The sequence below is a fragment of the Pseudomonas sp. Marseille-Q0931 genome (genome assembly GCF_940789645.1).
In the GTDB taxonomy this organism is placed as follows: domain Bacteria; phylum Pseudomonadota; class Gammaproteobacteria; order Pseudomonadales; family Pseudomonadaceae; genus Aquipseudomonas.
This window is the reverse complement of record NZ_CALNWT010000002.1, coordinates 60,333-74,193: the sequence shown is the minus strand read 5'-3', so window position 1 is coordinate 74,193 and position 13,861 is coordinate 60,333. Positions and strand designations below refer to the sequence as shown.

11 protein-coding genes and 2 tRNA genes are annotated in these 13,861 nt (G+C 63.0%); 11 read left to right on the top strand and 2 right to left on the bottom strand.

Features of this window, described 5'->3' with window-relative positions:
* The first annotated feature begins 43 nt into the window (after positions 1–43).
* The 9 genes from miaA to P3C50_RS06690 all read left to right on the top strand — a co-directional run bounded on the left by miaA (position 44) and on the right by P3C50_RS06690 (position 9,849).
* Complete coding sequence (miaA, locus tag P3C50_RS06730; protein WP_275545402.1) at positions 44–1,015, top strand: tRNA (adenosine(37)-N6)-dimethylallyltransferase MiaA; 972 nt, start codon at positions 44–46, stop codon at positions 1,013–1,015.
* 101 nt (positions 1,016–1,116) lie between these two features.
* Positions 1,117–1,377: an RNA chaperone Hfq gene (hfq, locus tag P3C50_RS06725; RefSeq protein ID WP_275545401.1), complete on the top strand. Its 261-nt coding sequence runs from the start codon at positions 1,117–1,119 to the stop codon at positions 1,375–1,377.
* 13 nt (positions 1,378–1,390) lie between these two features.
* The gene (hflX, locus tag P3C50_RS06720) at positions 1,391–2,692 is read left to right on the top strand and encodes a ribosome rescue GTPase HflX (protein WP_197857050.1); all 1,302 of its coding nucleotides are present in this window, start codon (positions 1,391–1,393) and stop codon (positions 2,690–2,692) included.
* Positions 2,693–2,789: 97 nt separating this feature from the next.
* A complete protein-coding gene (hflK, locus tag P3C50_RS06715) occupies positions 2,790–3,956 on the top strand; it encodes an FtsH protease activity modulator HflK (protein ID WP_197857051.1) in 1,167 nt (388 codons plus the stop codon).
* Complete coding sequence (gene hflC, locus P3C50_RS06710; RefSeq protein WP_197857052.1) at positions 3,956–4,825, top strand: protease modulator HflC; 870 nt, start codon at positions 3,956–3,958, stop codon at positions 4,823–4,825. Before hflK ends, hflC begins: the two co-directional genes overlap by 1 nt.
* Before the next feature lie 105 nt (positions 4,826–4,930).
* Complete coding sequence (locus P3C50_RS06705; protein ID WP_013713860.1) at positions 4,931–5,116, top strand: DUF2065 domain-containing protein; 186 nt, start codon at positions 4,931–4,933, stop codon at positions 5,114–5,116.
* 37 nt (positions 5,117–5,153) lie between these two features.
* A complete protein-coding gene (locus tag P3C50_RS06700) occupies positions 5,154–6,341 on the top strand; it encodes an ATP phosphoribosyltransferase regulatory subunit (protein ID WP_275545400.1) in 1,188 nt (395 codons plus the stop codon).
* A gap of 57 nt (positions 6,342–6,398) precedes the next feature.
* Positions 6,399–7,694: an adenylosuccinate synthase gene (locus P3C50_RS06695; protein WP_275545399.1), complete on the top strand. Its 1,296-nt coding sequence runs from the start codon at positions 6,399–6,401 to the stop codon at positions 7,692–7,694.
* Between the two features lie 220 nt (positions 7,695–7,914).
* The gene (locus P3C50_RS06690) at positions 7,915–9,849 is read left to right on the top strand and encodes a methyl-accepting chemotaxis protein (RefSeq protein WP_275545398.1); all 1,935 of its coding nucleotides are present in this window, start codon (positions 7,915–7,917) and stop codon (positions 9,847–9,849) included.
* 130 nt (positions 9,850–9,979) lie between these two features.
* Here P3C50_RS06690 and P3C50_RS06685 read toward each other — a convergent pair.
* Together P3C50_RS06685 and P3C50_RS06680 are read right to left on the bottom strand one after the other, a co-directional pair.
* Positions 9,980–10,066, bottom strand: a tRNA-Leu gene (locus P3C50_RS06685).
* 82 nt (positions 10,067–10,148) lie between these two features.
* A tRNA-Leu gene (locus P3C50_RS06680) sits at positions 10,149–10,235 on the bottom strand.
* A gap of 206 nt (positions 10,236–10,441) precedes the next feature.
* On the opposite strand from P3C50_RS06680, the gene rnr reads away from it, so the two are divergent.
* Positions 10,442–12,928, top strand: coding sequence for a ribonuclease R (rnr, locus tag P3C50_RS06675; protein WP_275545397.1), 2,487 nt, complete (start codon positions 10,442–10,444; stop codon positions 12,926–12,928).
* Positions 12,925–13,668, top strand: a complete 744-nt coding sequence (gene rlmB / locus P3C50_RS06670; protein ID WP_275545396.1) for a 23S rRNA (guanosine(2251)-2'-O)-methyltransferase RlmB — start codon at positions 12,925–12,927, stop codon at positions 13,666–13,668. Before rnr ends, rlmB begins: the two co-directional genes overlap by 4 nt.
* Positions 13,669–13,861 lie beyond the last annotated feature (193 nt).

Genomic DNA, 13,861 nt, shown 5'->3' with positions numbered 1-13,861 from the left:
CCTGCGTTAGGGTCTCCGTGTTTTCGTGTTTCGAGTCATGCCCATGTCTTCGCTTCCTCCTGCAATCTTCCTGATGGGGCCGACCGCCGCCGGCAAGACCGACCTGGCCCTGGAGCTGGCGCGAGTGTTGCCGTGCGACCTGATCAGCGTGGATTCGGCATTGATCTACCGCGGCATGGATATCGGCACGGCCAAGCCCGAGCGCGCCATTCTCGATGAGTTTCCCCACGCCCTGATCGATATCCGTGATCCGGCCGAGAGCTATTCGGCGGCCGAGTTTCGCACCGACGCGCTGGCGGCCATGGCCGAGAGTGCGGCGCGTGGCCGTATTCCGCTGCTGGTCGGCGGTACCATGCTCTATTACAAGGCGCTGCTGGAAGGGCTCGCCGATATGCCCAGTGCCGATCCTGCAATACGTGCCGAGCTGGAGGCGCGTGCGCTGGCCGAAGGTTGGGAGACGCTGCATCGTGAGCTGGCGGCGGTCGATCCGGAGTCCGCAGCGCGCATCCATCCCAACGATCCGCAGCGCCTGACCCGGGCGCTGGAGGTCTATCGAGTCAGTGGCCTGAGTATGACCGAGCATCGCCGGCGCCAGGCTGCAGGAAATCCCGATACGGGCACATCGGGCACCGGACAATTACCCTATACTGTTGCTCAGCTTGCTATCGCACCGGCGCAGCGTCAGATTTTGCACGACCGCATCGCTCAACGATTTCGGGCGATGCTGGAACAGGGTTTCGTAGAAGAGGTCGAAGCCCTGCGTATCCGAAGTGACTTGCACGCGGGATTGCCGTCTATTAGGGCGGTAGGCTATCGCCAGGTATGGGAATACCTCGATGGTGAGCTTTCCCGGGACGAAATGGTCGAGCGCGGCATCATCGCCACTCGCCAGTTGGCCAAGCGGCAGTTCACCTGGCTACGAGGTTGGGACGGTTTGCACTGGCTCGATAGTCTGGCCTGCGACAATCTGTCTCGCGCCTTGAAATACCTGGAAAGCGTCTCCATATTGAAATGAGACCTTGCCGCTGGCCGTCTATCCTTGGGGGTGAGGCGGTCTGAAGCTATTGTTTACTTACTAAAATTATTGAAAATTGATCCTCGAAAGGAGTGCGGCACATGTCAAAAGGGCATTCGCTACAAGACCCTTACCTGAATACCCTGCGTAAGGAACGCGTCCCTGTTTCCATTTATCTGGTCAACGGCATCAAGCTGCAGGGCCAGATCGAGTCCTTCGACCAGTTCGTCATCCTGCTGAAGAACACTGTCAGCCAGATGGTCTACAAACACGCCATTTCTACCGTCGTCCCCAGCCGTCCGGTGCGTCTGCCGAGCGCTGGCGATTCCGAGCAGGCCGATGGCGAGTCGGGTAACGCCTAAGTAGGGGGTTGCATTGTTCTTCGAGCGTCATGAGGGCGGTGAGCGGGCCATCCTGGTTCATCTGGAAGGCCAAGACTCCGAGGCGAGCGAAGATCCCCAGGAGTTCCAGGAGCTGGCCATGTCGGCAGGTGCCGATATGGCCGCTTTCTTTTGCGTGCCCAGCAGCCGCCTGACTGCCAAGTTCCTGATCGGCAGTGGCAAGGTCGAGGAGCTGCGCGACCAGGTCAAGGCCGTTGAGGCCGATCTGGTCATCTTCAATCACACCCTGACGCCCAGCCAGGAGCGCAACCTCGAGCGCGCCTTCGAGTGTCGTGTGCTCGATCGCACCGGCTTGATCCTCGATATCTTCGCCCAGCGCGCCCGCACTCACGAAGGCAAGCTGCAGGTGGAGCTGGCTCAGCTCGACCATATGAGCACGCGTCTGGTGCGCGGCTGGACTCACCTCGAGCGGCAGAAGGGTGGTATCGGCCTGCGCGGCCCTGGCGAAACCCAGCTGGAAACCGACCGCCGCCTGTTGCGCGTGCGCATTCGGCAGATCAAGCAGAAGCTGGAAAAGGTGCGCAGCCAGCGGGAGCAGGCGCGTCGCGGGCGCAAGCGCGCGGATATCCCGTCGGTTTCCCTGGTGGGTTACACCAACGCCGGCAAGTCCACCCTGTTCAATGCCCTGACCACTTCCGAGGTGTATGCGGCCGACCAGCTGTTCGCCACCCTTGACCCGACCTTGCGCCGCCTGGAGCTCGATGACCTCGGTCCGATCGTCCTGGCCGATACCGTGGGCTTCATTCGCCACCTGCCGCACAAGCTGGTCGAGGCCTTCCGCGCTACGCTGGAAGAGTCGAGCAACTCCGACTTGCTGCTGCACGTGATCGATGCCCATGAGCCCGAGCGCATGGCGCAGATCGAGCAGGTGCAGGAAGTGCTCAAGGAGATCGGCGCGAACGAGCTGCCGATGCTCGAGGTATACAACAAGCTGGATTTGTTGGAAGGTGTCGAGCCGCAGATCCAGCGCGATGGTGACGGCAAGCCGGTTCGTGTCTGGCTGTCGGCGCGTGAAGGGCGTGGCCTGGAGTTGTTGCGACAGGCCGTGGCAGAGCTGTTGGGCGAGGATTTGTTCGTCGCCACGCTGCAGTTGCCGCAACGTCTGGGAAGGCTGCGCGCGCAGTTCTTCGCCTTGGGTGCGGTGCAGAGTGAAGAGCACGATGAGCAGGGTCATAGCTTGCTGTCGGTACGTTTGCCGCGAGTCGAGCTCAATCGTTTGGTGAGTCGCGAGGGGTTGGAGCCTCAAGCCTTTATCGAGCAACATACTTTGCAATAAAGCCTGCAGTGGCGGCTTTGCCGTCACCCTTGGGCTTTGGGTAGCATTGGCCGGCGCGCCGTGGGCGCGCCTTCGCTTTATCAGTACGGAGAACGCTATGGCTTGGAATGAGCCGGGTGGCAACTCGAACAATCAAGACCCTTGGGGCGGCCGCAAAGGCGGTGGCCGGCAGGGCCCGCCGGATCTCGACGAAGCGTTCCGCAAGTTGCAAGAAAGCCTGAACGGGCTTTTCGGTGGCAAGAAACGTGGTGGCGACGATTCCGGCCGCAGCGGTGGTGGCGGTGGCTTCGGTCTGCTGTTCGTAGGCCTCGGCCTGTTGGCGGTGGTCTGGCTGTACAGCGCGATCTATGTGGTGGATGAGCAGGAGCAGGCCGTGGTGCTGCGCTTCGGCAAATACCACGAGACCGTCGGTCCGGGCCTGAACATCTACTTCCCGCCGATCGATCGCAAGTTCCAGGAAAACGTCACGCGTGAGCGCGCCTACAGCAAGCAGGGCGCCATGCTGACCGAGGACGAGAACATCATCGAAGTGCCGCTGACCGTGCAGTACCGCGTGAGCAACCTGCAGGACTTCGTGCTCAACGTCGACCAGCCGGAAGTCAGCCTGCAGCACGCCACCGACAGCGCCGTGCGCCATGTCGTGGGCTCTACCGAGATGGACCAGGTGCTGACCGAAGGTCGTGAGCTGATGGCCAGCGAAGTGCGCGAGCGTCTGCAGCGTTTCCTGGATAACTACCGCACCGGTATCACCATCACCCAGGTGAACATCCAGAGCGCTGCTGCGCCGCGTGAAGTTCAGGAGGCCTTCGATGACGTGATCCGTGCCCGTGAAGACGAGCAGCGCGAGAAGAATCAGGCCGAGTCCTATGCCAATGGCGTGATTCCGGAAGCCCGTGGCCAGGCCCAGCGTCTGCTGGAGGAAGCCAACGGTTACCGTGATGAAGTCATCGCTCGCGCCCAGGGTGAGGCTGACCGCTTCACCAAGTTGGTCGCCGAGTATCGCAAGGCGCCGGAAGTCACTCGTGAACGTCTGTATCTGGACACCATGCAGGAAATGATGAGCAACACCAGCAAGGTTCTGGTCACTGGCGACAAGGGGCAGAACAACCTGCTCTATCTGCCGCTGGACAAGATGATCGACAGCCGTGGTGGTTCCTCTTCCTCCGGTTCGGCCAACAGCAGCAATACGACAACGCGTGATCCGGCCGTGCCGGTTAGCGGCGATCTGTCGCAGCGTAACCTGCGTACCCGGGAGGGCCGTTGATGAGCAACAAGTCCCTGATCGGCCTGATCGTGGCCGTGGTTCTGGCCCTGGTGGCATGGAATAGCTTCTACATCGTGGCGCAAACCGAGCGTGCGGTATTGCTGCAGTTCGGTCGTGTGGTCAATCCGGATGTGCAGCCTGGTCTGCATGTGAAGATTCCTTACGTCAATCAGGTGCGCATCTTCGATGGTCGCCTGCTGACCCTGGATTCGACTTCCTCGCGCTTCCTGACCCTGGAGAAGAAGGCGCTGATGGTCGACGCCTATGCCAAGTGGCGGGTGAAGGATGCCGAGCGCTTCTATCAGTCCACCTCCGGCATGAAGCAGGTCGCCGACGAGCGCCTGGCGCGTCGTCTGGAAGCTTCGCTGCGTGACCAGTTCGGTAAGCGCACCCTGCACGAGTCGGTATCCGGCGAACGTGATGCGCTGATGGCTGACGTGACCGCTACCTTGAATCGTGCTGCCGAGCGCGAGCTGGGTATCGAGGTGGTCGACGTGCGGGTCAAGGCCATCGATCTGCCGCGTGAGGTCAACCGCAGCGTGTTCGAGCGGATGAGCACCGAGCGTGAGCGTGAGGCCCGCGAGCACCGCGCCAAGGGCCGTGAGCTGGCCGAAGGTATTCGCGCCGATGCCGACCGTCAGCGCCGTGTGCTGCTGGCTGAAGCCTATCGTGAAGCCGAAGAGCTGCGCGGTGATGGTGATGCCAGGGCTGCTTCCATCTACTCCCAGGCGTATGGGCAGGATCAGGAGTTCTACTCCTTCTACCGCAGCCTGCAGGCGTATCGCGAAAGCTTCGCTGACAAGCGTGATGTGCTGGTGCTGGACCCAAGTAGCGATTTCTTCCGCTACCTGGAAAAAGCCAAGCCTTGATCGGCAACCCTGGCGGCGCGATGCGTCGCCAGGGTGACCTCAGGGGAAAACGTGGTATGATGCGGCAGCCGGGAAAATCCCGGCTTTTTTGCGTCTGTGAGAATCATGTGGCAGGAACTCGGCATCGCACTGTGTCTGGTATTGGTGCTGGAAGGCATCCTGCCCTTCCTCTATCCGCGCCATTGGCGCGGGGCGGTATTGCAGGCAGCGCGTCTGCCCGACCGTCGACTGCGTCTTATGGGGCTGGCCAGCATGCTGCTGGGTACTGCTCTTCTATATCTGCTTCACTGAAGGCTTGTGCCGCCCGGATCGAGAGGGGAATGGCGAAATGGCAACGGTAGACCGCTGGCTGCTGCCAGATGGCATCGAAGAAGTACTGCCGCCGGAAGCGGCGCGCATTGAGGCGGCACGCCGCCAGGTGCTGGATCTGTTCCAGCGTTGGGGTTACGAATTCGTCGTCACCCCGCATATCGAGTACCTGGAATCCCTGTTGACTGGCGCTGGCCAGGATCTCGACCTGCGCACCTTCAAGGTCACCGATCCGCTGTCTGGTCGGCAAATGGGCTTTCGTGCCGACATCACCCCGCAGGTGGCGCGTATCGATGCCCACACCCTGCGCCGTGAAGGTCCGAGCCGTCTGTGCTACGCCGGCAGCGTGCTGCACGCTCAGCCGCGCGCGCTGACCACGTCGCGCAGTCCCATCCAGCTGGGCGCCGAGCTCTATGGCGACGCCAGCCCGGCCAGCGATATCGAGGTGATCAGCCTGCTGGTCGAGACCCTCGAACTCGCTGCGGTGCCGGATGTGCACATGGACCTCGGTCATGTCGGCATCTATCGCGGCCTGGCGCGCGCCGCTGGTTTGTCCGGCGAAGCCGAGCAGCAGTTGTTCGATGCGCTGCAGCGCAAGGCCATGGATGAGATCGAGTCCCTGACCGCGGCCTTGCCGGCAGGTCTGGGCAACATGCTGCGTTCGCTGGCCGAGCTGTGCGGCGGGCGCGAGGTGCTGGACCTGGCCCAGGCGGCACTGGTCGAGGCGCCGGATGCGGTGCATGCTGCGCTCGATGAACTGGTGGCCATCGCCGATGCGCTGGAGCTGCGTTATCCCGAGCTGCCGCTGTATTTCGACCTGGGCGAGCTGCGCGGCTACAACTATCACACCGGCGTGGTGTTCGCGGCGTTCGTGCCGGGCGAGGGCGGTGCCATCGCTCAGGGCGGCCGTTACGACGATACCGGCGCGGTGTTCGGTCGGGCTCGTCCGGCGACCGGCTTCTCCACTGACCTGAAGACCCTGGTGACCCTGGGGGATATGCGTCTGGATGAAACGATCAGCGGCGTCTGGGCGCCGGATAATCATGACCTCTATCTGTGGCAGGCCGTTCGTCGTCTGCGTGGTGAGGGTGAGCGCGTGGTACAGGCGCTACCCGGACAGAGCGAGGCGGATGCGCGCGAAGCAGGCTGTGACCGTCTGCTGACGCTGCGCGATGGACGTTGGCAGGTGGCGCCCCTGGCGTCCTGATTTCATTTTCGCCGGCCTGTGGTCGGCATCCAAGCTTGCGCGAAGAGGACCAGTATCATGGGTAAGAATGTCGTCGTCCTGGGCACCCAGTGGGGTGATGAGGGCAAGGGCAAGATCGTTGACCTGCTCACCGAGCAGGCCGCTGCAGTCGTGCGTTATCAGGGTGGCCACAACGCCGGCCACACCCTGGTGATCGACGGTGAGAAGACCGTCCTGCACCTGATTCCGTCCGGCATCCTGCGCGAAGGCGTCGAGTGCCTGATCGGTAACGGCGTGGTCGTCGCTCCCGATGCGCTTCTGCGCGAAATCACCAAGCTGGAAGACAAGGGCGTGCCGGTGCGCGAGCGCCTGCGTATCAGCCCGGCCTGCCCGCTGATCCTGTCCTACCACGTGGCGCTGGACCAGGCGCGCGAGAAAGCCCGTGGCGATGCCAAGATCGGCACCACTGGTCGTGGTATCGGCCCGGCCTACGAAGACAAGGTCGCGCGTCGTGGGTTGCGTGTTGGCGACCTGTTCCACCGCGAGCGTTTCGCCGCCAAGCTGGGCGAGCTGCTGGACTACCACAACTTCCAGCTGGTCAACTTCTACAAGGAGCCGGCCATCGACTTCCAGAAGACTCTGGATGAGTGCATGGAGTACGCCGAGCTGCTCAGGCCGATGATGACCGACGTCACTGCCGTGCTGCACGACTTGCGCCGCAGCGGCCGCGACATCATGTTCGAGGGTGCCCAGGGCTCGCTGCTGGATATCGACCACGGTACCTACCCCTACGTCACCAGCTCCAACACCACGGCCGGCGGTATCGCCACCGGCTCCGGTTTCGGCCCGCTGTACCTGGACTACATCCTGGGTATCACCAAGGCCTACACCACCCGCGTCGGTTCCGGTCCGTTCCCGACCGAGCTGTTCGACGATGTCGGCGCGACCCTGGCCAAGCGTGGCCATGAGTTCGGCTCCACTACTGGCCGTGCCCGTCGTTGCGGCTGGTTCGATGCCGTGATCCTGCGTCGTGCCATCGACGTCAACAGCATCTCCGGCATCTGCCTGACCAAGCTGGACGTGCTCGACGGCCTGGAAACCATCCGCATCTGCACCGGTTACAAGGATGCCAATGGCCAGGTACTGGTCGATGCGCCGACCGACGCCGACAGCTACATTGGCCTGCAACCGGTGTACGAGGAAATGCCGGGCTGGAGCGAGTCCACCCTGGGCGCCAAGACCCTGGAAGACCTGCCGGCTGCTGCCCGTGCCTACATCAAGCGCGTGGAAGAGCTGGTCGGAGCGCCGATCGACATCATCTCCACCGGCCCGGACCGCAACGAGACCATCGTGCTGCGTCATCCGTTCGCCTGATCGCTGTTGTCGAGCTGAAAGAGCCGCCTTCGGGCGGCTTTTTTGTGGCTGGCTGTTATCGCAGGTCGCTGGCATTGTTGTGTGAATCTGCAGCCATAATGCAGGCTCTCGTTGGTTTACTGCTGTTTGCTCCGTGGGTCGTGGGCACGTAGCTTGCTTGCACTCAATAAATCCCGGAAGTCGCCGTTATAGCTGTTACGGTCGTTGAGGAGTGTCCCCAGTGTTTGCCATCGTTTCCATGTTGCGCAGCCGCCTGCTGCGCCCGGTGTTCGTCGCGCTTGGCCTGGCCATGTTGGTGCAGGTGGGGCTGGCGGTGTGGCTGATGCGTGCATCGGTTGATGGCATGGTCGAGGACCTGGCGCAGCGCCTGGGCGGTGAAAGTCGCCGCCTGGGCGAGGAGTTGGGCATGGCCGAGCGCGAGATGAGCCAGGGGCTTGCGACGCTCGCGAGCAGTACGCGTACGCGCCTGGGTGAAGGCCTTTCCGGCCAATTGAAGGACGAGCAGGCGCAACTGCGCGTGGTGCTGGAGGGTAATCTCAAGCAATCCGGTCAGGCGCTGGCGCAATTGTTGGCCGGTGTGGCGCCCAAGTCCATCTGGGACCTGGACATCCCGGCGCTTACCTCGCTTACCCGCATCGCCCAGCAGGACCCGGCGGTGCTGTTCGCCATCATCTACGACGCCGAAGGCAAGCGTTTGACGCGCAACTTCAACCGCAGCAATGCGCAGGTGCGCGAGTTGGTCGCGGCGGGGCAGGGCGACTCGCCGCTGGACAGATTGGTGGATGCCGCCTCGCGTGATTCGCGCGTCTATGTGGTCGAGGCCGACATCAATCCTATGGGTGCGTCGATCGGCAAGGTGCAGATGGGGTTGTCGCTGGATGTCGTCGAGCGTGAGCTGACCGCGCTGGATGGCCGCTTTGCGGCGCTGGTCAGTGGTGCGGGAGAGTTGGTCGACAGCAGCCTGGCGGGCGCTTCCGAGGAGGCGACCCGGGCGCTGCGCGCGCGTTTGCAATCTGCCGAGCGCTACACCCAGGAAATGGCACGCAACGGTGGTGAGTCGGTGCGTATCGCGGCGGATTCCCTGCGCTGGAACATTGCGCTGGGGCTGCTGGTGGTCGGTGCTCTGGCGATGCTGGTAGTGGCGTTGGTGCTGGGGTGGCGGGTGCTGAGCCGCTTGCGTCTGCTCAGTGCAGCGCTCAATGACCTGGCGGCGGGCGAGGGGGATCTGACGCGGCGCGTGAGTATCGACAGCCAGGACGAGGTCGGCGAGATGGCCGATGCCGTCAATCGCTTTATCGCCAAGCTGCAGCCCATCGTGCGTGAGTCGGGTGAAGTGGCCCTGCGTACCGGTGAGCAGATTCGCAGTCTGACCCAGCGCGGCGTGGCGGCTGAAGCAGCTGCCGGGCGGCAGCGCGACGAGGTGGCGGGCAGTCTGCAGGCGCTGGAGCAGATGGCTGACGAGGCGCAGTCGGAGAGCCAGTCGATGCAGGAAGCGTTGCAGCGCGTCGATAGCATTCGTCAGGCAGCGCACGAGAACGCTGCTATTGCGCAGCGCCTGTCGACCCTGATCGAAGGCCTGGTCGCGCGCGTGGCGGATGGCTCGGCGGTGATCGAGCGCCTGGCCAAGCAGAGCGAGCAGATCGAGGTGGTGCTGACGGTGATTCAGTCCATCGCCGAGCAGACCAATTTGCTGGCGCTCAATGCCGCTATCGAGGCGGCGCGCGCTGGCGAGAGCGGGCGAGGTTTCGCTGTGGTGGCTGACGAGGTGCGCGCGCTGGCGAGCAAGACCCAGCAGTCCACCGGCGATATCCAGACCCACATCGCAGCCCTGCAGCGTGGCGCGCAGGAGGCCGTAGCCGCTATCGCTCAGGCGGGCGCGCAAGGTGGCGAAGGCCTGCAGGTGCTGCGCGACAGTGCGCGCCTGCAACAGTCGGTGCAGCAGTCGGTCGACGAGGTGCATGGCGCCATCAATGCGGCGACGCAGGCGGCTGCCCATCAGGCCGAGGGCGCCGGCGCGGTACGTGGGCGCGTCGAGATCATCCACGCCGAGGCGCAGCGTGCGGCCGAGGCGGTGACGGCAATCGCTGGCAATGCGCGTGCACTGGACGAGCTGGCGGCGCAGCTCAAGGCCAGTCTGGGGCAGTTCAGGGTCTAGAGAGGATTGCTGTGGGAGCGAGCTCTGCTCGCGAAGCTTTTGCCTGGCAAGAGTTCGCGAGCAGAACTCGCGCCTGCGGTTTTTTCCAGGCAATAAAAAACCGAGCCATACGACTCGGTTTTTTGAAATTTGGTGCCCAGGAGAAGACTCGAACTTCCACGGCCGTTAAGCCACTGATACCTGAAACCAGCGCGTCTACCAATTCCGCCACCTGGGCACTGCAGCAATGTTCGTCGTTACCGACACGGAGCGTTGCATCCGTATTTGCAAAGTGGGTTATCAAACCACTTCACGAAATTTGGTGCCCAGGAGAAGACTCGAACTTCCACGGCCGTTAAGCCACTGATACCTGAAACCAGCGCGTCTACCAATTCCGCCACCTGGGCACTGAAACCGATGATTCCTCATCTGCTTCGTGTTACAACGTCTGCTTGACGCTGTGGGCGCGAACTATACGGGCGGGCATTTACCTTGTAAACCCCTGACCGTAAAAAATTATTGTCGCCGGAAAAGCTGCCGTGAATGCCGTTTTCGCGCTTCAATAGGCAGATGGCATACACCTTTATACATAAGCATAGGTAATCCTTCCTACATGGCCGATTGGCAATCCCTCGATCCCGAGGCCGCCCGCGAGGCGGAAAAATACGACAACCCCATCCCCAGCCGTGAACTGATCCTGGCCCATCTGGCCGAGCGTGGTTCGCCTGCCAGCCGTGAGCAACTGGTCGAAGAGTTCGGTCTCGACACCGACGACCAGCTCGAAGCACTGCGCCGCCGACTGCGCGCCATGGAGCGCGACGGTCAGCTCATCTATACCCGTCGTGGCACTTACGCCCCGGTGGACAAGCTCGACCTGATCTGCGGGCGCATCAGCGGTCACCGCGACGGTTTCGGCTTCCTCGTGCCGGACGACGGCAGTGACGACCTGTTCCTCAGCCCGGCGCAGATGCGCCTGGTGTTCGATCGTGACCGCGCATTGGTGCGGGTGGCGGGTTTCGATCGCCGTGGTCGCCGTGAAGGCGGCATCGTCGAGGTGATCGAACGCGCTCATGAGAGCATCGTCGGTCGTTACTACGAAGAGAACGGCATTGGCTTCGTCGTCGCCGACAACCCCAAGATCCAGCAGGAAGTGCTGGTCACGCCGGGCCGCACCGCTGGTGCGCGCATCGGTCAGTTCGTCGAGATCAAGATCACCCACTGGCCGACCCAGCGCTTCCAGCCGCAGGGCGATATCGTCGAGGTGATCGGCAACTACATGGCGCCGGGCATGGAGATCGACGTGGCGCTGCGCAGCTACGACATCCCGCACGTCTGGCCCGAAGGCGTGATCAAGGAAGCGCGCAAGCTCAAGCCTGAAGTGGAAGAGAAGGACAAGGAGAAGCGCGTCGATCTGCGTCATCTGCCCTTCGTCACCATCGACGGCGAAGACGCCCGCGATTTCGACGACGCCGTGTACTGCGAGAAGAACAGCAGCCGCTGGAAGCTGTTCTCCGGCGGCTGGAAGCTCTATGTGGCCATCGCCGACGTATCGCACTACGTCAAGGTCGGTTCGGCGCTGGACGCCGAGGCGGTCGAGCGTGGCAACTCGGTGTATTTCCCCGAGCGCGTCGTGCCGATGCTGCCGGAGGAACTGTCCAACGGTCTGTGCTCGCTCAACCCGCATGTCGATCGCCTGGCCATGGTCTGCGAAATGACCATGTCCAAGAGCGGCCAGATGGTCGACTACAAGTTCTACGAGGCGGTGATCCACTCCCATGCGCGCCTGACCTACAACAAGGTCAGCCTGATGCTGGAGGATCCCAAGAGCAGCGAGGGCAAATCCCTGCGCAGCGAGTACAAGGAGGTCCTGCCGCACCTCAACCAGCTCTATGCGCTGTATCAGGTGCTGGTCGCGGCCCGTCACGAGCGTGGCGCCATCGATTTCGAGACGCAGGAGACGCGCATCGTCTTCGGCACCGATCGCAAAATCGACGAGATCCGCCCGACTCAGCGCAACGATGCGCACAAGCTGATCGAGGAGTGCATGCTGGCCGCCAACGTGGCCACCGCGCGTTTCATGCAGGATCACGAGATTCCTTCGTTGTACCGCGTGCACGACGGCCCGCCGCTGGAGCGCCTGGAGAAGCTCAAGGCCTTCCTCGGCGAGCTGGGTCTGTCGCTGCAGCGTGGCAAGTCCAAGGACGGCCCGTCGCCCAAGGACTATCAGCGTCTGCTGGAAAGCATCCGCGAGCGTCCGGACTATCACCTGATCCAGACCGTGATGCTGCGGTCGTTGAGCCAGGCGGTGTACAGCGCGCAGAACGAAGGGCATTTCGGCCTGAACTACGAGGCCTATACCCACTTCACCTCGCCGATCCGTCGCTACCCCGACCTGCTGGTGCACCGCGCCATTCGCAGCGTGATCCGTTCCAAGCGTGAAACCAAGCATGTGGAGCGTGCCGGTGCGGCGACCATGCCCAAGGCGCGCATCTATCCCTACGACGAGGCGACCCTGGAAAAACTCGGCGAGCAGTGCTCGATGACCGAGCGCCGTGCCGACGAGGCGACCCGTGACGTGGTCAACTGGCTCAAGTGCGAGTTCATGCAGGATCGCGTCGGCGAGACCTTCGAGGGCGTGATCACTGCGGTGACCGGCTTCGGCATCTTTGTCGAGCTGCGTGACATCTACGTCGAGGGCCTGGTGCACGTGACCGCGCTGCCGGCCGACTACTATCACTTCGATCCGGTTCACCACCGCCTGTCCGGCGAGCGCAGCGGCCGCAGCTTCCGCCTTGGCGATAGCGTCGAGGTCAATGTGATGCGCGTCGATCTGGACGAGCGCAAGATCGATTTCGAACTGAGCCAGGGCAAGACCGGCAAGGACGATGATGCGCGCCGTAGCGGTAAGTCTCGCGGCATGGGCAATACCGATGTGCAGAAAAGCCGCGAAGTGAAGAAGGCCCTGCTCGACAGCGCCAAGAAAGGTGGCGGCAAGGCGCCGGCGAAGAAACCCTCCGGCCATCGCAAGGGTGCGCCGGCGCCCAAGGGTAAGGCCGAGGCGAGTGGCAGCAAGCCGAGCAAGCGTAAGGCGAAACGATGAGTCAGCTGGAAAAGGTTTACGGCGTGCATGCCGTGGAGGCGCTGTTGCGCCACCACCCCAAGCGGGTCAAGCAACTCTGGCTGGCCGAGAGCCGTCAGGCGCCACGCATCCAGCCGATGCTGGAGCAGGCGGCGCAGCACCGCGTGCCGGTCGGGCACAAGGAGCGCCAGGAGCTGGACGAGTGGGCCGAAGGCGTGCACCAGGGCGTGGTCGCCGAGGTCAGCCCGAGCCAGGTCTGGGGCGAGAACATGCTCGACGAACTGCTCGAGCGTAGTGAGGGCGTACCGCTGCTGCTGGTGCTCGACGGCGTGACCGACCCGCACAACCTGGGCGCCTGCCTGCGTACCGCCGATGCGGCGGGTGCGCTGGCGGTGATCGTGCCCAAGGACAAGTCCGCCACCCTCAATGCCACCGTGCGCAAGGTGGCCTGCGGCGCGGCGGAGGTGATTCCGCTGGTCGCCGTGACCAACCTGGCGCGCACCCTGGAAAAACTGCAGAAGAAGGGCCTTTGGGTGGTCGGCACCGCCGGCGAGGCCGAGCAGGAGTTGTACCAGCTCGACATGACCGGCCCGACGGTGCTGGTCATGGGCGCCGAGGGCAAGGGCATGCGCCGCCTGACCCGCGAGCACTGCGATTATCTGGTCAAGCTGCCCATGGGTGGCAGCGTCAGCAGTCTCAACGTCTCTGTTGCGACCGGCGTCTGCCTGTTCGAGGCGGTACGGCAGAGGAAAGGTAAGTAAGCGACCTGTAGGCGCGAATTTATTCGCAATGAGTCGATGTCGGTCCATGATCGCGAATAAATTCGCTCCTACAGGAAAGGGCCGGTCGCTGTTGTTCAAATAATCGCCAATTCGCCTTGCGCGCGGCGGGGGGCTTCTCTAGAATGGCGCCCCTTGCTGTGACGGCAGGCCTTTTTGCGCCTACCGCCTGGCA